Genomic DNA, 20,350 nt, shown 5'->3' with positions numbered 1-20,350 from the left:
TCAAACCCCTACCTTAACGGTAATGTGACAAGTACGCTTAGTAATACGATCTGCACGGCCTTTAGCACGTGGCATAATACGTTTAAGGCTCATGCCTTCATCAACGTAAATCGTAGATACTTTAAGATCGTCAACATCTAAACTGTTATTGTGTTCAGCGTTTGCAATCGCAGATTCCAAAGCTTTTTTAACTAAAACTGCAGCTTTTTTGTTGCTGAAGTTCAAGATATTTAAAGCATGCGCAACAGATTTGCCGCGAATTAGGTCTGCAACCAAACGTGCTTTTTGTGCCGAGATAGCGGCACCGCGTAATTTAGCAGTTACTTCCATCATAGCACCTATTAACGTTTAGACTTCTTGTCAACACCGTGACCACGATAGGTACGAGTTGGCGCGAATTCACCTAATTTATGACCAACCATATGTTCAGATACGATCACTGGAACATGGTTACGGCCATTGTGTACAGAAATTGTTAAACCAACAAAATCCGGGAGGATCATCGAACGACGCGACCAAGTTTTGATCGGCTTACGGTTATTAGCCGCGATTGCCGCTTCAACCTTAGCGAACAAGTGCGCATCGACGAATGGGCCTTTTTTCAGAGAACGAGGCATTGTCAGATTCCTTTACTTGTTACTTAACGCGACGGTCGCGAATGATCATCTTAGTCGTACGCTTATTGGTACGAGTCTTGTACCCTTTAGCTTTTTGACCCCATGGGCTTACAGGTTGAATACCTTTGTTACGCCCTTCACCACCACCATGTGGATGGTCTACTGGGTTCATCGCCATACCACGAACGGTAGGACGAACGCCACGCCAGCGTGCAGCACCTGCTTTACCAAGTGAACGAAGGTTGCTTTCTGAGTTAGATACTTCACCTAACACAGCACGACATTCAACGTGTACTTTACGCATTTCGCCTGAACGAAGACGAATGATTGCGTAAGAACCGTCACGACCTAACAACTGAGCAGAAGTACCAGCTGAACGCACTAATTGTGCACCTTTACCGATTTTAAGCTCGATGTTATGTAGTGTAGAACCGATAGGCATGTTACGAAGTGGTAAGCAGTTACCTGGACGAATTGGAGCATCGTTACCAGACTGTACTTTATCACCAGCACGTAAACCTTTAGCAGCGATAATATAACGACGCTCACCGTCAGCATATTTCAATAAAGCAATATGAGATGTACGGTTAGGATCGTATTCAATACGCTCAACTACAGCAGGAATGCCATCTTTGTTACGTTTAAAGTCAACGATACGGTAGTGTTGTTTATGACCACCACCAACGTGACGAGTAGTAATGTGACCGTTGTTATTACGACCACCAGTACGTTTTTTAGCTTCAACCAACGGTGCATAAGGCGCGCCTTTGTGAAGGTGATCATGAACCACTTTCTCTACAAAGCGACGTCCTGGAGACGTTGGCTTACATTTTTGAATCGGCATAATTTTCGTCCTTATTCCGCTGCGCTTTCAGCGGTATCGCCCAAGTCAGCCATTTCAACATCTTGGCCAGCTTTCAGGGTGACGTATGCTTTCTTAACATCAGAACGACGTCCTAATGTACGACCAAAGCGCTTAGTCTTACCTTTAGTGATAGTCGTGTTAACTTTAACAACTTCCACACCAAATAATTGTTCTACTGCTTTTTTGATTTCAAGCTTGTTTGCATCAAGTGCAACTTTAAATACTTGAACACCAGCAGTTTCACCTAAAACTTGTGCTTTTTCTGAGAATACAGGTCCTTTTAGGACTTGATAGATACGTTCGTTGTTCATCCGAGTTCTACCTCAATTTTCTTAGCAGCAGCAACAGACATAACAACTTTATCGAACGCAATCAAACCAACAGGATCGATCCCAGCAGCATCAACCACATCAACGTGTGGAAGGTTACGTGCAGCTAAGTATAGATTTTCATCTACAGCTTCAGTAACGATTAATGCGCGAGTAGCGTTCAAGCCGTTTAGTTTTGCAAGCAATTCTTTAGTTTTTGGAGCTTCAACTGCAAACTCTTCAACCAATACAAGACGATCTTGGCGAACAAGTTCAGCTAAGATACATTGCATTGCACCGCGGTACATTTTACGGTTAACTTTTTGAGACCAATCTTGTGGACGAGCAGCAAAAGTTTTACCACCACCAACCCAGATTGGGCTACGAATAGAACCAGCACGAGCGCGGCCAGTACCTTTTTGACGGAATGGTTTTTTACCACCGCCAGAAACGTCTGCACGTGACTTCTGAGCTTTAGAACCTTGACGACCACCAGCTAAATAAGCTGTAACAACTTGGTGTACAAGAGCTTCATTAAATTCACGTCCGAAAGCAACTTCAGACAATTCAACAGCAGAGCCGGAAACAGTTTTTAAATTCACGTTATTTCCCCTCAGGCCTTGATCGTAGGACGAACGATAACGTCGCCACCAGTAGCACCAGGAACCGCACCTTTAACAACAAGAACTGAACGTTCTGCGTCAATAGATACAATCTCAAGACCTTGTACAGTTACGCGATCATCACCTAAGTGACCAGGCATTTTTTTACCTTTGAACACGCGACCAGGAGTCTGGTTTTGACCTGTAGAACCGATTACACGGTGAGATACAGAGTTACCATGTGTAGCATCTTGCGTACGGAAGTTCCAACGCTTAACACCACCTTGGAAACCTTTACCTTTTGATTGACCAGTAACATCAACAACTTGACCTACTGTGAACAAATCAACACCGATAGTTCCACCAACTTCACGACCTTCAAGATCAGCTTCTGCAACGCGGAATTCTTTAACCAAACGACCAGCAGCAACACCAGCTTTCGCAAAGTGACCTTTTTGAGCGTTAGTTACGCGAGATTCGCGACGTTCACCAGTAGTGATTTGAATCGCTTGATAACCATCAGTTTCAAGCGTTTTGATTTGAGTGATACGGTTAGGATCAACCTCAATCACTGTTACAGGCACAGAAACACCAGCATCTGTAAAGATACGTGTCATACCGCACTTGCGACCGACTAAACCAATAGCCATGTGCATAAACCTCTAAAAAAGCGGCTTAATTAACTTAGAGCGTTAATTAACCGAAAGCCTTAACCCAATGCGATCTGAACATCAACACCAGCTGCAAGATCCAACTTCATCAATGCATCTACAGTTTTGTCTGTAGGTTGAACGATGTCGATCAAACGTTTATATGTGCGGATTTCATATTGGTCACGCGCATCTTTGTTCACGTGTGGTGATGTCAAAACGTTAAAACGTTCGATGCGAGTAGGCATCGGAATTGGACCACAAACTTGTGCGCCAGTACGTTTTGCTGTTTCTACGATCTCTTGAGAAGATTGATCAATTAAACGATGATCAAAAGACTTAAGACGGATACGAATTCTCTGGTTAGACATACCAGTTAACTCCAAGCCAAATATATAAAGAATCACCCTTGACGCATCTCACCCCACTAAATAAGGCAAGTGTCAAAGGCAGTGAAAATCACTAAGGTCGTGATCGATGCCACGACTGTAACGATCTGAATGACTTTCTTCGCCATTCATCCCTTCATATCGAAGGGTCGCCCATTATAACGATTGTTTAACGCTTAAGCAAATAAATTTAGATTTTTTTCGCAGTATTCCAATATTGGTAAAGAAATAAAATGTTTAAGATTTAAACAAAGGTTTAAACCCTTAAAACATAGTCAATTGCATGATTCAGCAACTGGTTTCCAATGACATAATCTGCGTTTGGCGTTTTTTTCAAATTGGAGAGTGACTGATTATGTATATCGCTAAATACCATTCCTTCCTCTTCATGCTCGATAAATATGTTTAAGCTATGCGGTGTAATTTCTGGATGAAACTGGAAACCCAAAACATTTTTACCAATTTGATAGAGTTGATTTGGACATGCTTGATTTTCTGCCAAACGAATCGCACCTTTAGGAATATCAAAAGTCTCACTATGCCACTGCATGACACTGATTTGCTCAGGAAGTTGAAAGTATTCTGCTGGCACATGATCACTTTTGTTGACAAAAGTCCAGCCTAACTCTTGCACATTATTACGGCGCACATTTGCACCAAGTGCATTAGCAATTAACTGCCCACCCAAGCACAAGCCAATTGCCGGTTTCTCAGATGCCAAATAACGTCTAATCCAGCGTTTTTCCACTTTTAACCAAGGAAAGTTTGCTTCATCATTTACACTCATTTCCCCACCCATAATAATGAGCAAATCCACATCATTGACATGAGGTAATGCATCTATATCTAATGCTGAATCTGTCGGTAAAGCAAAAAACTCTGTTGCAGTAATTTCGGCACCCATTGCCTTTAAATATTCATAGCAACTACCAAAGCCTTCACCTGCAATATGTTGAAAATAATGCACTTTAAGTTTTTTCATGTTATCACCTATTCTTGTTGTATCGACTACGCTACAAATCAAAAAACACAGTTCAACAAATGCAAAAATGAAGCCAATATCAGTTTTATTTATTATTTTTCACAAATTATTGCTTTTCGTCACCGAGTGATTATGTTTTCCTTATTTTAGTCCTGATATTTACAAAATTTGAGTATTCTTGTGAAACTAAAACCACAAACAGCTTTAATTCATTCTCCAAGACAAGCGCCACAGTACATCCATACAGTTCAACCTCCCTTATTTCGTGCATCGACAATCATATTCGAAAATACCGATGCACTATTTAATCGCCATTGGACTGATGATTATGACTATAGTTATGGTACCCACGGCACTCCAACAACTTTCACGCTGGGTGACAACATTGCAAAAATAGAAGGTGGTCAATATTGCTTGCTTACTCCAAGTGGGTTATCAGCCATCAACCTTGTGAACTCATGTTTTTTAAGCCATGGTGATGAAGTTTGGGTTGCAGACAATATCTATGGTCCAAATATGGAACATTTGCGCAATCTTGAACAACGCTATGGGATCATCGTCAAAGTTTATGACCCTATTTGTGCTGACTCATTTCAACCGTCTGAACAAGCAAAATTAATCTGGCTCGAAGCCGCAGGTTCAGTCACGCTTGAATTCCCAGATTTGATTAATTTAGTGAAAAAAGCAAAAGCCAAAAATATACTGGTCGCTTTGGATAATACTTGGGGCGCAGGACTGGCATTTAATGCTTTTGATTTTAGCCAAGAACATTTAGCCGTTGATATCAGCATACATGCACTCACCAAATACCCTAGTGGTGGGGGCGATATTTTGATGGGTTCTGTGGTTACACAAGATCGGGCTTTACATCATCAGTTGTATCGTATGCATGCAATACAAGGAATCTCCATATCAGGTGATGATGCTGCCCAAGTACAACGTAGTCTAGCGTCAATGCAATTGCGTTATCAGCATCAATCTCAAAGTACCTTAAAACTCTTAAACTGGTTAAAACAACAAGCGGTCTTTGCACAGGTTTTACATCCAGCGGACCCAGACAATGTGAGTCATGCTTATTGGAAAGAAACTTGTGAAACTCAGCAAAGTGCAGGACTCGTCAGCGTGATCTTCAAATCCGAATTCGATCTCGCGGCAGTTCGTAAATTTTGCGATCAGCTTCAACTATTTAAGCTCGGATTTAGCTGGGGCGGTCCAGTAAGCCTTGTGATGTTGTATCAACTTGACCAGATGCGCCAGTTAGCACATCCACATTTACAACAAGGAATCTTGGTGCGTTTTTGTATTGGATTAGAGGATCCAGAAGATTTAATCCATGATATTCAAACAGCTCTTCAAGCGATTTCAATTTAATTTATATCTGATATTTTTTTAATATAGCGCTTTAATAACTTCACGTATCGCTTTTGATACGTGAAAACTTTTTATCATTGAACACAGATTTACAACATCATCATTTTATGCAATTTTGTATAACAATAAGCATATAAATACCGAGTCAAATGAATAAGATTCGAACTTAGATCAAAGCTATAGGAATAACAATGGGCACACCAATCGTCATTGCAAAAAAGACCTCAGATTCCACTCAAGATACTGTTCTACACTCACAATTTGCCAATCGTCACGGACTCATTGCAGGTGCGACAGGTACTGGTAAAACCGTAACCCTAAAAGTGCTCGCTGAAAGTTTTTCCAGAATTGGTGTACCTGTATTTTTGGCAGATGCCAAAGGTGATGTATCAAGTATTGCCAAAGCTGGCTCAAGCAATCCTAAATTCGATGAACGCATTAAAAGCTTAGGTATAGACAGTATCCCTTTTGCCGCATCACCAACCATTTTTTGGGATTTATTTGGTGAACAAGGACATCCAATTCGCACCACCATTTCAGAAATTGGTCCCTTATTGTTGGCACAAATGTTGAATTTAAATGATACCCAAGAAGGTGTGCTTTCAGCTGTGTTCCGTGTTGCAGACGATCAAGGTTTATTATTGATTGATTTTAAAGATTTAAAAGCCATGTTGACTTATGTCAGCGAAAATGCTGCTGACTTAAAAGCTGAATATGGCAATCTCTCTCCTGCCAGCTTAGGTGCAATCCAACGTAATTTATTGGCTTTAGGAGATCAAGGCGGACAGCGTTTTTTTGGTGAACCAAGCCTAGACATTATGGATTTTATTCAAACTGATTCAAATGGGCATGGCTACATCAACCTATTGGCTGCGGATAAGTTGATGAATACGCCAAAGCTTTATGCAACCTTTTTGCTGTGGATGCTTTCAGAGTTATTTGAGAAATTGCCTGAAGTCGGTGATTTAGACAAACCTAAATTGGTATTCTTTTTCGATGAAGCTCATTTATTGTTCAATAATGCCAGTCCAACATTGCAAGAAAAAATCCAACAAGTGGTTCGTCTGATTCGTTCCAAAGGCGTGGGTATTTATTTCATCACTCAAAGCCCACTAGATATTCCTGAAAATGTATTAGGGCAATTGGGAAATCGGGTACAACATGCCTTACGTGCATTCACCCCCAAGGATCAAAAAGCAGTAAAAACAGCTGCAGATACTTTCCGCACCAATCCTGAATTCAAAGTTGATCAAGCCATTACAGAATTAGCAGTTGGTGAGGCATTGATTAGTTTTCTGGATGAGCAAGGCACCCCCCAAATTGTAGAGCGTGGTATGGTTATGCCACCCTACTCCTCTTTTAGCCCAATCCCCCCTGAAGAACGTAAAGCTCTGATGGCACAAAGTATTGTGGCGGGTGTTTATGATAATGAAGTGGATCGTGACAGTGCCTATGAAATGCTTCAACGTAAAGTGACCGACAACACACAGCAACAAGTTGCCTTTGAAGCTGCTGCACAACAAGCCAAACAATTGGAAGAACTCGCAAAACAGCAACAAGTCCTAGACAAACAACAAGCCAAAGAGCAAGAACGTTTACAAAAAGAGGAAGCCAAAGCCGCTGCTGCTCGTGCCAAACTGACGCAGGATGTCATTGGTACTTTTGCCAAGAGTGCAGCCAGAACACTTGGCGGTCCAACAGGACAAAAACTGGTACGTGGCTTATTAGGTTCGTTATTTGGTGGACGTTAATTCTTTTAAACACATCTATGAGGAGCGTTAACGCTCCTTTTTATTTCCCATGCTTTAACCACATATATTACTTATTTTGATATTTGCTTTTTTCTTATCATTTGCTCCGAACTTATATGAGAACTTTCATGAAAATCTAAAAATAAATTCATTTATTTCAAGCAATAAGGCTTAATCTTAAAATAAACCATAATTATTTTATGTCTTTTTCAAATAGATGTATTGCAAATATTTTTAATAAAATGTATTTTAAATACATCTTATAAAGCCAGATAAAAAAGGTCTAGCCAATGACTCCACAGCATATTGAACTTGTAAAATCTACAGTCCCTGTACTTCGTGAAAATGGTGTTGCATTAACCAGCTATTTTTATAAAAGAATGTTGGGTAATAATCCTGAGCTGAACAATATTTTCAACTTAGATAGTCAAAACTCAGGTCGCCAACCTCGTGCACTTGCAGCAGCAGTTTTGGCTTATGCTGAGAATATTGAAAATCCTGCTGTTTTAGCAAAAGCAGTTCAGCATATTGCGACCAAGCATGTTAGCTTAGATATTCAACCCGACCAGTATTCAATTGTCGGTGAAAATCTACTGCATTCTATTAGTGAAGTTTTAGATGTGCCGATGGACTCTGAATTGATTGCTGCATGGAAAGTGGCTTATCTACAATTGGCAGATATTTTGATTGGTGTTGAAAAGCAAAAATATGAAAACCTGGTTGCTCAAAATGGCGGTTGGGCAGGTTGGAGAGCTTTTAAAATTATCGCGATTGAAGTATCTGAAAACGGTAAAACCTTTACAGTAGAAGCAGTAGATCAACAGACAGTTGCCCAGATTCATGGAGGCGAATTCATTTCAGTGAAAGTAAAAGTACCGCAAAAAGATATTGAGCAACCACATCAATACACTGTCCTTCAGGCGACTGAAAACACTTATCAATTTGCTGTAAAGCCTGAAGAAAATCACACTGAATATTCGGTATCCAATATATTATTGAATCACTATCAAGTGGGTGATCAAGTCAAATTGACTGCACCACAGGTAAAATAATACTCAATGATATTCTCCGTAATGTATGGTGCCTGATTAATCCATACATTACGATGCTTTGAATAGCTCAAAATCTCTACACTATCGTTGATCTTTTTGCGCTTTAACTTTTAAATCAATATTTATACACTGATACTTATATTGATGAAGCAGAGTTCAGATCATGCAACGTATCATATTGATTCTCAGTCTAAGCATTAGTTTGTTATCTTTTTCAGTGGCTAGCCATGCAACTGAAATAAAATCTTCTACGCAATGTAAAGATCAAGCAATCAAACAAGCCGCCAAACTTTTAGAGTTTCATTTTGGTCCAGATGATCGTATTGAAATTCAACCAGAGGTCAAAGCGCTTCCATCTATCGTCAACCCACGTAATAAAAAGCAAAGATTCGATGTATTAGAAGTCTGGGGCTACATATATAAAGGTCAGTATCGTATGCGCTTTGAGTATTATAGCCAAAGTGATTGCATACTCATGGGACAAGAGATCCTCGAATATGCCAATTTGTAGACAACATATCTTTCATTGTCTATTCACGCTAAGATAAACATGCAATCTGTTCATGTCCAATTAATTTAAATCTATGCAACTTAATAAATTTACCGACTATGCCTTACGTATTTTGATGTACATCTCTCTTCCAAGAGATACACCTTATACGATTGCCGAAATTGCACAAGACTTGAATGTTTCACAGAATCATTTGGTTAAAATTGTGCATTTTATGGGAAAACAGGACTGGTTAATTACCACGCGTGGTAAAGGTGGAGGTTTACGCTTAAACCCTGTAATTCTTGAGTTTCGATTAGGGCATATCGTGCGCATCCTGCAAGGTGATGCACAAATCGTAGAATGTAATACCCCACCATGCGTCCTTCGCCCTCGTTGCGGTTTAAAAGGTATTCTAGATCAGGCAGTTGAACAGTTTTATCAGAGTTTAGACCAATATACGGTTGCCGATGTTTTAAATGCCCCACCACAAACTACCATTGTTAACTCTCCTATTCCAAACTTGAATGTTTAAGCATTTGGATCTCAATTGAACTGTTTTAAAATTATTTTAATGTCTTCATTTAAATAAGCGCCTCAATCCCGTTTGAATTATCTGTGTCAAAATTCGCTTGAATCTTCGACTTCCTTTATAATGTCCCTTGTTTATCCATTTATTGAAGTTGAAGTATGCATCGCAGCAGTGGAAAGTCTAAAAATAGTAAGGCATCACATGCCCCTAAACAGAAAATCAGTTATGAAAAAAAGGCTGATCCTGCGATTTCGGAATATTCAACCTCATCTTTAAACTGGTTACGTAAAGCTGAATTCTTGATGAGTGCGCCAAAACTAAATCTTTGTGTAGAAGATACAGGCTATGAAATCGCCTTTGCGGGTCGCTCAAATGCTGGGAAATCCAGCGCCATCAATGCACTAACCAATCAAAAACAATTGGCACGCGCATCTAAGAAACCTGGTCGTACCCAAATGATTAACTTCTTTAGCTTGGGAAATCCAGACCAACGTTTAGTCGACTTACCGGGTTATGGTTATGCCGCTGTCCCTGAAGCAATGAAAATCGTTTGGCAAAAAGAACTTGAAAATTATTTGATTCATCGGAAAAGTTTACAAGGCTTAGTTTTATTGATGGATATTCGCCATCCTCTGCAACATTTTGATGTCATGATGTTGGAATGGGCATATTCTCGTCATTTGTTTGTACACGTTCTACTCACTAAAGCAGATAAGCTGAATCGTGGTCCTGCCAATAAAGCCTTGTTAGAAGTACAGCAACAACTGAAAAAGATGAAGCTGAACTTTTCGATTCAACTGTTCTCATCACTGAATAAACAAGGTTTAGAAGAACTCGCTTCTGTGATGGCAGGTCGTCTAAATTACACCTTAGATAAAACTTTAGGCTTTGATCTCGATGCGATTCCAGAACTCAGTGCTGACGACATCGAAGATGAGTTTATCGATCAAGATGCTGAAGCAGACCTTGATGTTGAAAATATTGATGGAAATATAAATGAAAAACCAGAGTAACAACTAAAAATCGTCTTGTCTGACAAAATTCATCACATATTGATACTTCAATGTCCTAAATTGCTAATAACTATTTAGGACATTTTTTTATACTTGAATAAATAAAGTGTGAAATCACCAAAGAAAAATTAGGACACTGTGATGAAGTTACTCGCTAAATTTAAAAACAGTCGGATTGGATCGTCTATTCAGTACCACATCAAACCACGTAAAGTGAAGTTTGAATGGCAAGACACACCAGTCGATTGGATTCCAAATCAGCCTTTTGTCAGCTACTTTATCAATGAGATCAACAATATTCTTCCTGCGGGTGAGTTTTGGTTTTGCCGTTTATACAACCGCGTTTTACCCAAAGTCACAGATGAAAAACTTGCAGAAGATGTTCGTGCTTTTATCCGCCAAGAAGCCATGCATGCACAAGCACATGTGTCAGCAAATAAAGAATACTTAACCGTTCGCCATATTGATATTCAAAGAAATCTTGAAATTATGGATTTCTTGTTTGGAAAGTTACTGGCAGATCAACCTCTTGGTTTCAAAGTTCCTAAAGTTCTTGATCATCAATGGGATTTGTTCCGTTTAGGTATTGTGGCAACTGTTGAACATATGACCTGTGTATTGGGTAAATATGCACTTTATAATAAAAAGTGGGCTGAATTAGGCGCAGATCCAAACATGCTCGATTTGGTCAAATGGCATGGTGCAGAAGAGATTGAACATCGCACAGTTGCATTTGATCTATATCGTCACTTAGGTGGTGGTTATATTTCACGTTATTATCAAAGTGTGATCGTGATTGCTGCCGTATTAGGTTTATGGGTAGATGGTGCTGCACATATCATGGGACAAGACCCACGTTTTGCAGACAAAAAGCCAGCATTCTATAAACCTTGGATTTGGCGTGAATGGGCAAGTATTGCACAATCTGACAATCGTTTAATGCCACACCCTCTTTGGTTGGTTTCACAGCAGTTGGGCTACTTAATGCCATGGTACGACCCTGTACATGAAGCCAAAACTGAAGATGCAATTGCGTATTTAGATCAATCGCCTGCTGCAAAACGCGCTTTGCCTAGAGTTGCAGCATAGGGACTGCTCAAGCCTAAATAGTACTGAAATCAAAAAAGCAGGATTTAAAGTCCTGCTTTTTTATACTTAACACTTTAAAATAAGTGCATTACGCTTCTGTCTACACCCTGTACTAAGATGAACTTTCCATATCTCGAGTATGTCGATCAACCACAACACTGATCATCATATCCCCTTGCACATTCACTACAGTACGCACCGTATCGAGAATTCGATCAATTGGTAATAAAATCGCAATCGCCTCAGCAGGCAAGCCCACAGACTGTAAGACCATAATCATGGTGACCATACCTGCGCTTGGGATTCCTGGGGCACCTAATGATGCAATCATCGCTGTCAAACACACAATAATTTGTTGGGTAATCGATAACTCCAATCCCATGAGGTTTGCAATAAATAATGCTGCTGCTGCTTCATAAAGTGCGGTCCCATCCATGTTTAACTGCGAACCGAATGGAACGACAAAACCTGCAATTTGTGGACGTACCCCTAAATTTTCTTGGGTACATTTCAGACTTAAAGGCATTGTTGCTGAACTTGAACTGGTCGCAAAAGCCGTGATTAATGCCGCACGCGTTCCTTTGAAAAAAGTGATGGGATCCATTTTCCCAAAAATCCATAACAACAGCGGTAGAACCACCACGCCATGAAATATGGTTGTCCCAGTAACCACAATCGCAAACTCAGCAAGACGGCTCAAAATAGAGATGTCTTCTGTTGCAATCAGCTTTGCCATTAAGGCAAAAATACCAATTGGCGCAACTTTCATTACCCAACCAACCAACATCATCATAATGTCAAAAAATTGACGTGCCAGTTGTTTGATTGAATTAAAACGTTCTCCGCCCTGCACCAATGCTAAACCCAATAACAATGCAAACAGCACAACCGCCAAAACATTGCCATCGCTAAAAGCTTTAAAAGGGTTAATTAAGGTATTTTGAATAAAATTGGTCAGAAATGAACTAGGCGTTAATGAATCAGGGCTTTTATGCTGACTCATAGCATCTTTAAACAAGTCAATATCCACACCCTGCCCGACATGGAAAAAGTGAGTGGAGGCCAAACCAAGAATCAGTGCCAAAGTGGTTGTAGTTACACAGCAAGCTAAGGTAATTTTCCAGACACGGCTTAACTGGCTACCTGCTTCTAAATTAGAAACCCCAACTAAAATTGAACTGAAAATTAGCGGTACCAACAGCATTTTGAGTAAACCAATAAAAATACTGCTGGCGATACTCAAAGTATAAATACTGCCGTCTAAAAACTGAGTATCAGGGAATTGGTTTAACAGAAATCCAAATGCCACACCAAGAATGGCGGCAATTAAAATTTGGGTATTTAAGCTCATCGTCATTGACTGTTATATATTTTCACATTTTAAACTATGCCATTGAAGTTATTTAGAATCGAGCATTTTTTTGTCACAAGCTCTGCTAAAAAATAGAAAAGCCATCAATGGTGATGGCTTAATTCTTTATGGTTTAATCCTGAATGGTTTATTGGTTTATTGTGTTTCGATTTCACGTACACGCATCAGACCTTCCTGAACAGTACTACACACCAATTCACCATTTTGCCACATCCGCCCAAAGTTTAGACCGCGTGAATTTGCACTGACCGTTGCATCCATGTCATACAGCATCCAATCATCTGCTTTGACAGGCTTATGAAAGTAGATCGCATGATCAATACTCGCACACTGCAAACTTGGCGAGAGATAGTTTAAACCGTGTGGACGCAATGCAGTCATCATCAAGGTATAATCTGAATAGAAGGCAACAATCGCCTGATTTAATGAAATATCATCTACCAATTCCGCGGCTAATGGCTCATGTGTACGCAAATAATGCGCATAGGATGGCGCTTCTGGCTGCGGTTGAAAAGGATTGGTTACGTTAATCGGACGAATTTCTACCTGACGTGGACGCATAAATGCAGCACGAATGTTTTCAGGAATAAAACTGATTAAATTTTCTTTTAATTCCTGTTCAGATTTTAATGATTCTGGATCTGGATATTCAGGTTCAGCAATTTGATAATTCAACCCCTCTTCAGGTGTTGCAAATGAAACCATTGCTGAAAAAATAGTACGCCCATGTTGAATGGCACGCACTTGACGACTTAAAAAGCTTTTACCATCACGCAAACGATCCACTTCATAAATAATCGGGGCATTAATATCCCCACCATATAAGAAGTAGGCATGCAATGAATGTACAGGACGGTCCGCAGTATATGATGCTGCTCGTAGCGCTTGCCCTAAAACCTGTCCACCAAAAACACGTTTGCCCACTAAGTTTCGGCTTTGACCACGGAAAATATGTTCTTCAAGTTTTTCTAGCGTTAAAAGCTCTACAAGCTCTTGGGTTAAAGCATTCATAAGTGACCTATCTATATACTGACTTTATTCAAATGGATAGAATAAAGTATTCATATTTTAGAGATTTAACTCTATTTTGCCATAAATCCAGAGTGATAAACTAAACTTTCATAAACTATGCTGTCACTTCTCTTGTCTAGCTGGATTGTTTAAAATACGATTTTTAACGATAAAATCTGACAAGAAATAGTGAATTTGTCAGAAAATGACATCCTGTTCTGTGCTTCAATTACAGAAACTTTTATTTTTATACGCTGTATTGCGTGATTCACCATTGGCTAGGAGTATTTATGTCCAAGAGTGGCTTTGGTCAAATGTATCGTCGACTTTCGAGTAAAATACTTGACCTTGTGGTAACCCCACATGTTCTTGGAGAGGTTCCTACAGAAACTCCAACGCTAGACCAGTCAACAGATCGCCCTGAAAATAATACATCAACACCTCAGAAAGTAGTGTGTTATGTATTACAGAATTACTCTAGAAGTAATGCTTTGGTCGTTGATGGTGAAACACGTCGTTTACAACTTGCGCCAGCCCTTGATCCACTAGTGATTGGTGCGAACCGTGAAAAAGCGGCGATTCTGTTTTTACAGCATCAGGATGAAAATAATTATTTTAACCCTCCTGAGCATGCATTTCCGCCACGTTTACTCAGATTGATTGAGTCTCTGGATCAAGATTCGAACTTAGACATTGAGCTGATTCCTGTGACAGTATTATGGGGACGTTCACCTGATAAAGAAGATTCTTGGTTTAAACTTTTGTTTACCGACACTTGGGCGACACCAAGTAAAGTCAAACAATTGATGAATATCGGCTTACATGGTCGTCAGTCCTTCTTAGAATTTCATGAAGCACAATCACTGCGTGGCTTAGTTGAACATGCAAAAATCCATCATCCCAACATTTCTCCAGCAACCTATATTGTCAATCAACTCAATGACTTTCTAGATCGCCAGCGAGAAGTTATCCTTGGACCAGATTTATCTGATCGCCGTAATGTGATGCAATCTTTGATCAAAGCACCAGATGTCCAAGATGCGATTCGCAAAGAAAGTGTTCGCTCTAAAATCAGTATGATTGATGCTGAACGTCGTGCCATCGGTTTTGTCAACGAAATTGCATCGGATTATTCCGCTTCGGCTGTACGCTTTGCCGATATGGCATTAACCCGTCTATGGACGCAACTTTACGATGGTGTTGAAGTACATAACTTCAATACAGTACGTGAATTGGTCAAAGACTATGAAGTGATTTATACCCCATGTCATCGCAGTCATATTGACTACTTGCTGTTGTCTTATGTGATTTATAAACGTGGTTTGATGGTGCCGTATATTGCCGCTGGTGATAACCTGAATATGCCATTTGTGGGGCAATTGCTTCGTGGTGGTGGTGCATTCTTTATTCGTCGCTCTTTCCGTGGTAATGCTTTATATACATCAGTGTTTAAAGAATATTTATTCAGCATTCTTTCTCGTAATACGCCACTTGAATACTTTATTGAAGGTGGGCGCTCTCGCACAGGACGCTTATTACCTCCTAAAACTGGGATGTTGGCAATGACGGTACATGGTCACTTACGTGGTCGTGCCAAACCGATTGTTTTCATTCCAACCTATGTGGGATATGAACGCTTGATGGAAGGCGCAACCTATGTGGGTGAAATGAATGGTAAACCCAAAGAGGCTGAATCCATTTGGGGGATTGTACAAACCCTGAAAAAAATTGAGCGTATTTTTGGTAAAGTACATGTTAACTTCGGCGAACCTGTGTTTTTAGACGACTTATTGAAACAGCATGGTGCAGATCAAATCCGCATTGAACACAATGATGCACCGATCCCTCAAGAAGTATCCAATGCAGTCAACAGTTCTGCCAATGCCATTTTAGAAAATATTAACCGCGCTGTAGTGATCAATCCTGTTTCGCTGTTATCACTTATTTTATTGGCGACACCAAAACACACTTTGGATGAAGAAATCTGCATCAAACAACTGGATACTTATCGTAAGTTATTGACGGCAATTCCTTATGATCAACGCACTCAGGTGACACCACTTTCAGGTAAAGAAATCATTGCTTATGGCATGAAACTGAAATTGATTAAACGGGTTCAGCATGTACTGGGTGATATTATTGCGATTGAAGATAATCAAGCTATTTTACTGACCTACTTCCGCAATAATATTTTACATGCCTTTGTACTTCCATCATTGATTGCTGCTTTGGTCGAGCATAATGGTAAAATCAGCCAGATCGATCTGCTCAATGTGATTCGCACACTATACCCATTCTTAAAAGCTGAATTGTTTTTAAAATGGAAAGATCATGAAATCAAAGCTCAAGTGACTGAATATGTCGATGCTTTGGCACAAGCAAATTTAATTTTTGTCGATAATGAAGGCTTTATCTTTAGCCCTGCGCCAAACTCTGAAGACCACAATCAACTTGCTGTTTTAGCTGCACCTGTTCGTCAAAGTCTTGAACGTTATTACATGACGCTTGCGCTTATTACTCAGCGTGGCTCTGGAAATATCTCAATTCGCCAAGTTGAAGAATTAAGTCATTTGGTTGGACAACGTTTATCCGTATTGTATGAGTTCAATTCGCCTGAATTCTTTGATAAAGCTTTATTCCAAAGTTTTATGAAAGTGTTAATTGAACAAGGTTATATTAAAACCAACGAAGATCATGCAATCGTTTTTGATGAGCAGTTCAGAAATGTTGCGCAATATGCCAATTTGGTACTGGATGATGTGACCTTACAAATGCTTCACCACATTACCTCGTTTACCGATGAGGAGCTAAAAGAGGCGTTAGATGCTTTAGCCGCACAACAAGCCAAGAAGCGTTTAAAACGCAAGAAGAAATAAATATCACCCCCCTTCTTCCTTTGGGGGGAAGGGGGATGATTAGCTACTTCTCTCCGATTAGGAAATGGGAAATTATAAAAATGTGAATATTTCTATCAAAGAATCTCTCTTTGTTCGGGTTACATTTATATTCATCACCTGCTGATCATCTTTATTCTTAGGCTTTATAGCTATAGTCAAACCGCCTGATTATTCATACAAGTGATTTGGATGATTCATTTATTTTGTACTTTTGAATCATAAACAGTCTTGCTATCACGAGGCGACATGGATGTCGCCATGTTGAGCGGGGGTATTAGGATGTACCCCTCGCTCAACGGAAGATTTTTGTTACTTTTCATCTCTGAAAAGTAAAGTATCGCCTACGCAAAACAATTTAAACTTTAGAGCTAAAGCGTGGCTGTGCAAGCTTTAGATCATCAAACAATATATTGATCGCTTTAATTTTATTGATCAAGAGAAATGATATTCTACTGTATGAATTTTTCAACAGATTGACTATATCTTAATGCATTAATTTAAACCCACTTGCCAACACCCTCTCCGCAAAAATTTTCTTTCCCGACTCCCGATCACTTTCTAAAGCCAACTCGGATAAATTCAATTCGCGCTGAAGATTTAAAATTTTTTCATGCAAAGGTTGCGGCTTATTATTTGTACAAATATATGATTTTTCAGGATGTTCCACGTGAAGCAAATACGCTAAGAAATTGGCAAGATCATCAATATGGATTCGATTTGACCAATGAATATTTGGATAACTTCGAGTCGTTTCTGCAAGTTTTGCCATTCTCATTGTAGACATGCCATAAATTCCTGTCGGTCGAACAATCACACATTCAACAGGGTAAGCCTGTCTCCACAATTGTTCCATTTCTAGCAGTAAATGACCTTGTTCATCACTCGGAATAATTACAGAATCATCGGTGATTACTTCACCCTGATTTTCTCCATACACCCGTGTAGATGACACCACGATGATACGTTTCACTGGATGATTTCTCAGTGCCTTGACCATGGGTTGCACAGAATCTACATAGGTATGCTGATACATGTCTAGGGCATTGAGCGAAGTATTTCGAGAAGGTGCGAGTGCGACATAGACCGCATCCACAGCTTGAATATGTGACAAGTCGAGTGCATGAATATCCTGCATCAAGTGCTGAGCAAAATCATCCGCTTTCGGGCTACGGCTAACTGTGGTAATTTGGTGATCTTGCTGAAATAATTGTTTAGCAACACGTTGTGATGTTTTACCATAACCTACAAATAGAATATGCATGACACGACCTATTCTTCAAAATCAATCAAACTTAAGCTGAGGGGACATGGCAGCAGTTCATCAATTACAAGGGGTTGGCAATGCTGCAGCTGCCTTACTTGAAAAACTGAATATTTTTACAACAGATGACTTGCTGTTTCATTTGCCACGGGATTATGAGGATCGTAGCACGATTATTGCCATGAACCAATTACAGGTAGGTCGGAGTTACTTGTTAGAAGGTGTTGTTAAATCTATCGACATGCCACCTGGTAAACGTAAATCCATGGCGATTTTATTACAAGATGACTTTGGCAAAGTCACGCTACGCTTTTACCATATTTATAAAGCTTTAACTGATCGAGCGAAAGCAGGCAATCGCTTAAGAATATTTGGTGAAGTGCGAGTAGGTGCTCGTGGCTTAGAACTTTATCACCCAGAAATACAACTGATTACCGAACATACACCGCTTCCTAAAACACAATTAACGGCAATCTATCCCGCTACAGAAGGTTTAACCCAGCCAAAATTACGTGAATATGTCAAACAGGCACTGAATCAACATGCAGATGAGCTTCCTGAATTATTGCCAGAAAAATTCACCAATGGTTTTGCGCTCAAAGAAGCACTGGAATATATCCATCACCCTCCCGTGAATGCCAACATGCTACAGCTTGCGCAAGGTGCTCATCCTGCTCAACAACGTCTGATTTTTGAAGAACTGGTTGCACACCAAATTAGTTTGCTCACTCGACGGGCATATATTCAACAAATTGCGGCCCCATCTTTTTCGCCAAGCAAAAAATTTGCCAAAGCCCTGTTGGCAAGTTTGCCCTTTGAAATGACCGATGCGCAAAAACGTGTATCGAATGAAATCGCCAAAGACCTGAAACAAAATAAACCGATGTTACGCCTTGTACAGGGTGATGTGGGTGCAGGTAAAACATTGGTTGCAGGTGTTGCTGCTTGTCATGCTTTGGAAGAAGGTTGGCAAGTTGCACTGATGGCACCGACTGAAATCCTAGCAGAACAGCATTATTTAAACTTTAAAAAGTGGTTTGAACCTTTAGGCTTAAATGTTTCTTGGCTCTCAGGCAAACAAAAAGGTAAAGCACGTACAGCAGCTGAGCAGACGATTAAGGATGGAACAGCCAATGTTATTGTAGGTACCCATGCTTTATTTCAGGACAATGTTGAATTTTCTAAACTTGGTCTAGTGATTATTGATGAGCAACATCGTTTTGGTGTAGATCAACGTCTGGCGCTACGCAATAAGGGCGTGGATAACACCACTCCTCATCAACTGGTCATGACAGCCACCCCGATCCCTCGCACACTGGCAATGTCTGCCTATGGTGATTTAGATACCTCTGTCATTGATGAACTTCCACCAGGACGAACACCGATTCAGACCGTCACGATTCCACTTGATCGACGTGAAGAAGTATTAACAAGAATTGCCACCAATTGTGCTGAGGGTAAACAGGCGTACTGGGTCTGTACACTGGTTGAACAATCTGAAACCTTGGATGCACAAGCAGCAGAAGCAACTTATCAAGAAATTAAACAACGCTTTCCAAACCTCAATATCGGTTTAGTGCATGGCAAAATGAAAGCTGACGACAAACAAACCGTAATGCAGCAATTCAAAGACAATGAATTACAACTTTTAATTGCCACTACAGTGATTGAAGTGGGTGTCGATGTGCCCAATGCATCGATTATGGTGATTGAAAATGCTGAACGGCTTGGGCTTTCACAACTCCATCAATTACGTGGACGTGTAGGACGTGGTGCAACAGCAAGTTTCTGTGCACTGCTTTATAAAAACCCACTGTCTCAAAATGGACAAGAACGGTTAAGAATTATGCGTGAAACCAATGATGGATTCATCATTGCCGAAAAAGATTTAGAAATCAGAGGTCCTGGAGAATTACTGGGAACAAAACAGACTGGAGATATGGGATTTAGGGTTGCCAAACTTGAACGAGATGACCATTTGCTCAATCAAGCGCATTATGTGGCCGCCCAAGTACTTAAAGATTTTCCAGAAAGCGCAGAAGCATTACTCAAACGTTGGCTCCCTGAAGCACCGCGATATGCTTATGTTTAACATAAC

At 40.1% G+C, this 20,350-nt stretch carries 20 protein-coding genes; 9 read left to right on the top strand and 11 right to left on the bottom strand.

Annotated features, from left to right (window positions below; genetic code table 11):
- The 8 genes from rplV to AC1Z3T_RS11180 all read right to left on the bottom strand — a co-directional run bounded on the left by rplV (position 1) and on the right by AC1Z3T_RS11180 (position 4,413).
- The gene (gene rplV / locus AC1Z3T_RS11215) at positions 1 to 330 is read right to left on the bottom strand and encodes a 50S ribosomal protein L22 (RefSeq protein ID WP_001982638.1); all 330 of its coding nucleotides are present in this window, start codon (positions 328 to 330) and stop codon (positions 1 to 3) included.
- Between the two features lie 11 nt (positions 331 to 341).
- The gene (gene rpsS / locus AC1Z3T_RS11210) at positions 342 to 617 is read right to left on the bottom strand and encodes a 30S ribosomal protein S19 (RefSeq protein WP_004281508.1); all 276 of its coding nucleotides are present in this window, start codon (positions 615 to 617) and stop codon (positions 342 to 344) included.
- A gap of 19 nt (positions 618 to 636) precedes the next feature.
- A complete protein-coding gene (rplB, locus tag AC1Z3T_RS11205; protein WP_004825191.1) occupies positions 637 to 1,461 on the bottom strand; it encodes a 50S ribosomal protein L2 in 825 nt (274 codons plus the stop codon).
- Between the two features lie 11 nt (positions 1,462 to 1,472).
- Complete coding sequence (gene rplW / locus AC1Z3T_RS11200) at positions 1,473 to 1,793, bottom strand: 50S ribosomal protein L23 (protein ID WP_004825192.1); 321 nt, start codon at positions 1,791 to 1,793, stop codon at positions 1,473 to 1,475.
- The gene (rplD, locus tag AC1Z3T_RS11195; RefSeq protein ID WP_004816870.1) at positions 1,790 to 2,392 is read right to left on the bottom strand and encodes a 50S ribosomal protein L4; all 603 of its coding nucleotides are present in this window, start codon (positions 2,390 to 2,392) and stop codon (positions 1,790 to 1,792) included. The genes rplW and rplD overlap by 4 nt, the downstream gene beginning before the upstream one ends.
- Positions 2,393 to 2,403: 11 nt before the next feature.
- Positions 2,404 to 3,042: a 50S ribosomal protein L3 gene (gene rplC, locus AC1Z3T_RS11190; protein WP_005034134.1), complete on the bottom strand. Its 639-nt coding sequence runs from the start codon at positions 3,040 to 3,042 to the stop codon at positions 2,404 to 2,406.
- A 59-nt stretch (positions 3,043 to 3,101) separates the two neighbouring features.
- The gene (gene rpsJ, locus AC1Z3T_RS11185; RefSeq protein WP_004725677.1) at positions 3,102 to 3,413 is read right to left on the bottom strand and encodes a 30S ribosomal protein S10; all 312 of its coding nucleotides are present in this window, start codon (positions 3,411 to 3,413) and stop codon (positions 3,102 to 3,104) included.
- A gap of 274 nt (positions 3,414 to 3,687) precedes the next feature.
- On the bottom strand, positions 3,688 to 4,413 hold the full coding sequence (locus tag AC1Z3T_RS11180) for a type 1 glutamine amidotransferase (protein ID WP_004825194.1): 726 nt from the start codon (positions 4,411 to 4,413) through the stop codon (positions 3,688 to 3,690).
- 180 nt (positions 4,414 to 4,593) lie between these two features.
- Between AC1Z3T_RS11180 and AC1Z3T_RS11175 the strand changes: the two genes are divergently transcribed.
- From AC1Z3T_RS11175 to AC1Z3T_RS11145, 7 genes are all read left to right on the top strand, one after another.
- Complete coding sequence (locus tag AC1Z3T_RS11175; RefSeq protein ID WP_042086969.1) at positions 4,594 to 5,784, top strand: PLP-dependent transferase; 1,191 nt, start codon at positions 4,594 to 4,596, stop codon at positions 5,782 to 5,784.
- Between the two features lie 191 nt (positions 5,785 to 5,975).
- Positions 5,976 to 7,535 carry a helicase HerA-like domain-containing protein gene (locus AC1Z3T_RS11170; protein ID WP_483396656.1) on the top strand — a complete coding sequence of 520 codons (1,560 nt, stop codon included), beginning with the start codon at positions 5,976 to 5,978 and terminating at the stop codon, positions 7,533 to 7,535.
- Between the two features lie 290 nt (positions 7,536 to 7,825).
- Positions 7,826 to 8,587, top strand: a complete 762-nt coding sequence (locus AC1Z3T_RS11165; protein WP_100884438.1) for a globin domain-containing protein — start codon at positions 7,826 to 7,828, stop codon at positions 8,585 to 8,587.
- Between the two features lie 163 nt (positions 8,588 to 8,750).
- A complete protein-coding gene (locus AC1Z3T_RS11160) occupies positions 8,751 to 9,098 on the top strand; it encodes a hypothetical protein (RefSeq protein ID WP_009586041.1) in 348 nt (115 codons plus the stop codon).
- A 73-nt stretch (positions 9,099 to 9,171) separates the two neighbouring features.
- Positions 9,172 to 9,612: an RrF2 family transcriptional regulator gene (locus AC1Z3T_RS11155; protein WP_004825199.1), complete on the top strand. Its 441-nt coding sequence runs from the start codon at positions 9,172 to 9,174 to the stop codon at positions 9,610 to 9,612.
- A gap of 155 nt (positions 9,613 to 9,767) precedes the next feature.
- Positions 9,768 to 10,622 (top strand): ribosome biogenesis GTP-binding protein YihA/YsxC, encoded by an 855-nt coding sequence (gene yihA / locus AC1Z3T_RS11150; RefSeq protein ID WP_004825201.1) that lies wholly within the window; start codon positions 9,768 to 9,770, stop codon positions 10,620 to 10,622.
- A 141-nt stretch (positions 10,623 to 10,763) separates the two neighbouring features.
- A complete protein-coding gene (locus tag AC1Z3T_RS11145) occupies positions 10,764 to 11,711 on the top strand; it encodes a metal-dependent hydrolase (protein WP_004825204.1) in 948 nt (315 codons plus the stop codon).
- A gap of 112 nt (positions 11,712 to 11,823) precedes the next feature.
- Here the strand turns inward: AC1Z3T_RS11145 and AC1Z3T_RS11140 are convergent, their stop codons facing one another.
- Together AC1Z3T_RS11140 and AC1Z3T_RS11135 are read right to left on the bottom strand one after the other, a co-directional pair.
- Positions 11,824 to 13,062 carry a dicarboxylate/amino acid:cation symporter gene (locus AC1Z3T_RS11140; protein WP_010590770.1) on the bottom strand — a complete coding sequence of 413 codons (1,239 nt, stop codon included), beginning with the start codon at positions 13,060 to 13,062 and terminating at the stop codon, positions 11,824 to 11,826.
- A 156-nt stretch (positions 13,063 to 13,218) separates the two neighbouring features.
- Positions 13,219 to 14,094 (bottom strand): acyl-CoA thioesterase, encoded by an 876-nt coding sequence (locus AC1Z3T_RS11135; RefSeq protein ID WP_005034152.1) that lies wholly within the window; start codon positions 14,092 to 14,094, stop codon positions 13,219 to 13,221.
- Positions 14,095 to 14,384: 290 nt separating this feature from the next.
- On the opposite strand from AC1Z3T_RS11135, the gene plsB reads away from it, so the two are divergent.
- Positions 14,385 to 16,970, top strand: coding sequence for a glycerol-3-phosphate 1-O-acyltransferase PlsB (gene plsB, locus AC1Z3T_RS11130; protein WP_100884437.1), 2,586 nt, complete (start codon positions 14,385 to 14,387; stop codon positions 16,968 to 16,970).
- A 505-nt stretch (positions 16,971 to 17,475) separates the two neighbouring features.
- Here plsB and AC1Z3T_RS11125 read toward each other — a convergent pair.
- Positions 17,476 to 18,252, bottom strand: a complete 777-nt coding sequence (locus tag AC1Z3T_RS11125) for an NAD(P)H-binding protein (protein ID WP_100884436.1) — start codon at positions 18,250 to 18,252, stop codon at positions 17,476 to 17,478.
- A 46-nt stretch (positions 18,253 to 18,298) separates the two neighbouring features.
- Between AC1Z3T_RS11125 and recG the strand changes: the two genes are divergently transcribed.
- On the top strand, positions 18,299 to 20,344 hold the full coding sequence (recG, locus tag AC1Z3T_RS11120) for an ATP-dependent DNA helicase RecG (protein WP_100884435.1): 2,046 nt from the start codon (positions 18,299 to 18,301) through the stop codon (positions 20,342 to 20,344).
- Positions 20,345 to 20,350: the final 6 nt, after the last annotated feature.

It is taken from the genome of Acinetobacter sp. B-6 (genome assembly GCF_056930735.1).
Note: the sequence above shows the minus strand (reverse complement) of the source record. Positions and strands in the feature narration are given on the sequence as shown.

Coding starts and splice junctions, on each gene's coding strand:
- rplV (WP_001982638.1), bottom strand. CDS start 330: ATGGAAGTAACTGCTAAATTACGCGGTGCCGCTATCTCGGCACAAAAA.
- rpsS (WP_004281508.1), bottom strand. CDS start 617: ATGCCTCGTTCTCTGAAAAAAGGCCCATTCGTCGATGCGCACTTGTTC.
- rplB (WP_004825191.1), bottom strand. CDS start 1,461: ATGCCGATTCAAAAATGTAAGCCAACGTCTCCAGGACGTCGCTTTGTA.
- rplW (WP_004825192.1), bottom strand. CDS start 1,793: ATGAACAACGAACGTATCTATCAAGTCCTAAAAGGACCTGTATTCTCA.
- rplC (WP_005034134.1), bottom strand. CDS start 3,042: ATGGCTATTGGTTTAGTCGGTCGCAAGTGCGGTATGACACGTATCTTT.
- rpsJ (WP_004725677.1), bottom strand. CDS start 3,413: ATGTCTAACCAGAGAATTCGTATCCGTCTTAAGTCTTTTGATCATCGT.
- AC1Z3T_RS11180 (WP_004825194.1), bottom strand. CDS start 4,413: ATGAAAAAACTTAAAGTGCATTATTTTCAACATATTGCAGGTGAAGGC.
- AC1Z3T_RS11170 (WP_483396656.1), top strand. CDS start 5,976: ATGGGCACACCAATCGTCATTGCAAAAAAGACCTCAGATTCCACTCAA.
- AC1Z3T_RS11165 (WP_100884438.1), top strand. CDS start 7,826: ATGACTCCACAGCATATTGAACTTGTAAAATCTACAGTCCCTGTACTT.
- AC1Z3T_RS11160 (WP_009586041.1), top strand. CDS start 8,751: ATGCAACGTATCATATTGATTCTCAGTCTAAGCATTAGTTTGTTATCT.
- AC1Z3T_RS11155 (WP_004825199.1), top strand. CDS start 9,172: ATGCAACTTAATAAATTTACCGACTATGCCTTACGTATTTTGATGTAC.
- yihA (WP_004825201.1), top strand. CDS start 9,768: ATGCATCGCAGCAGTGGAAAGTCTAAAAATAGTAAGGCATCACATGCC.
- AC1Z3T_RS11145 (WP_004825204.1), top strand. CDS start 10,764: ATGAAGTTACTCGCTAAATTTAAAAACAGTCGGATTGGATCGTCTATT.
- AC1Z3T_RS11140 (WP_010590770.1), bottom strand. CDS start 13,062: ATGAGCTTAAATACCCAAATTTTAATTGCCGCCATTCTTGGTGTGGCA.
- AC1Z3T_RS11135 (WP_005034152.1), bottom strand. CDS start 14,094: ATGAATGCTTTAACCCAAGAGCTTGTAGAGCTTTTAACGCTAGAAAAA.
- plsB (WP_100884437.1), top strand. CDS start 14,385: ATGTCCAAGAGTGGCTTTGGTCAAATGTATCGTCGACTTTCGAGTAAA.
- AC1Z3T_RS11125 (WP_100884436.1), bottom strand. CDS start 18,252: ATGCATATTCTATTTGTAGGTTATGGTAAAACATCACAACGTGTTGCT.
- recG (WP_100884435.1), top strand. CDS start 18,299: ATGGCAGCAGTTCATCAATTACAAGGGGTTGGCAATGCTGCAGCTGCC.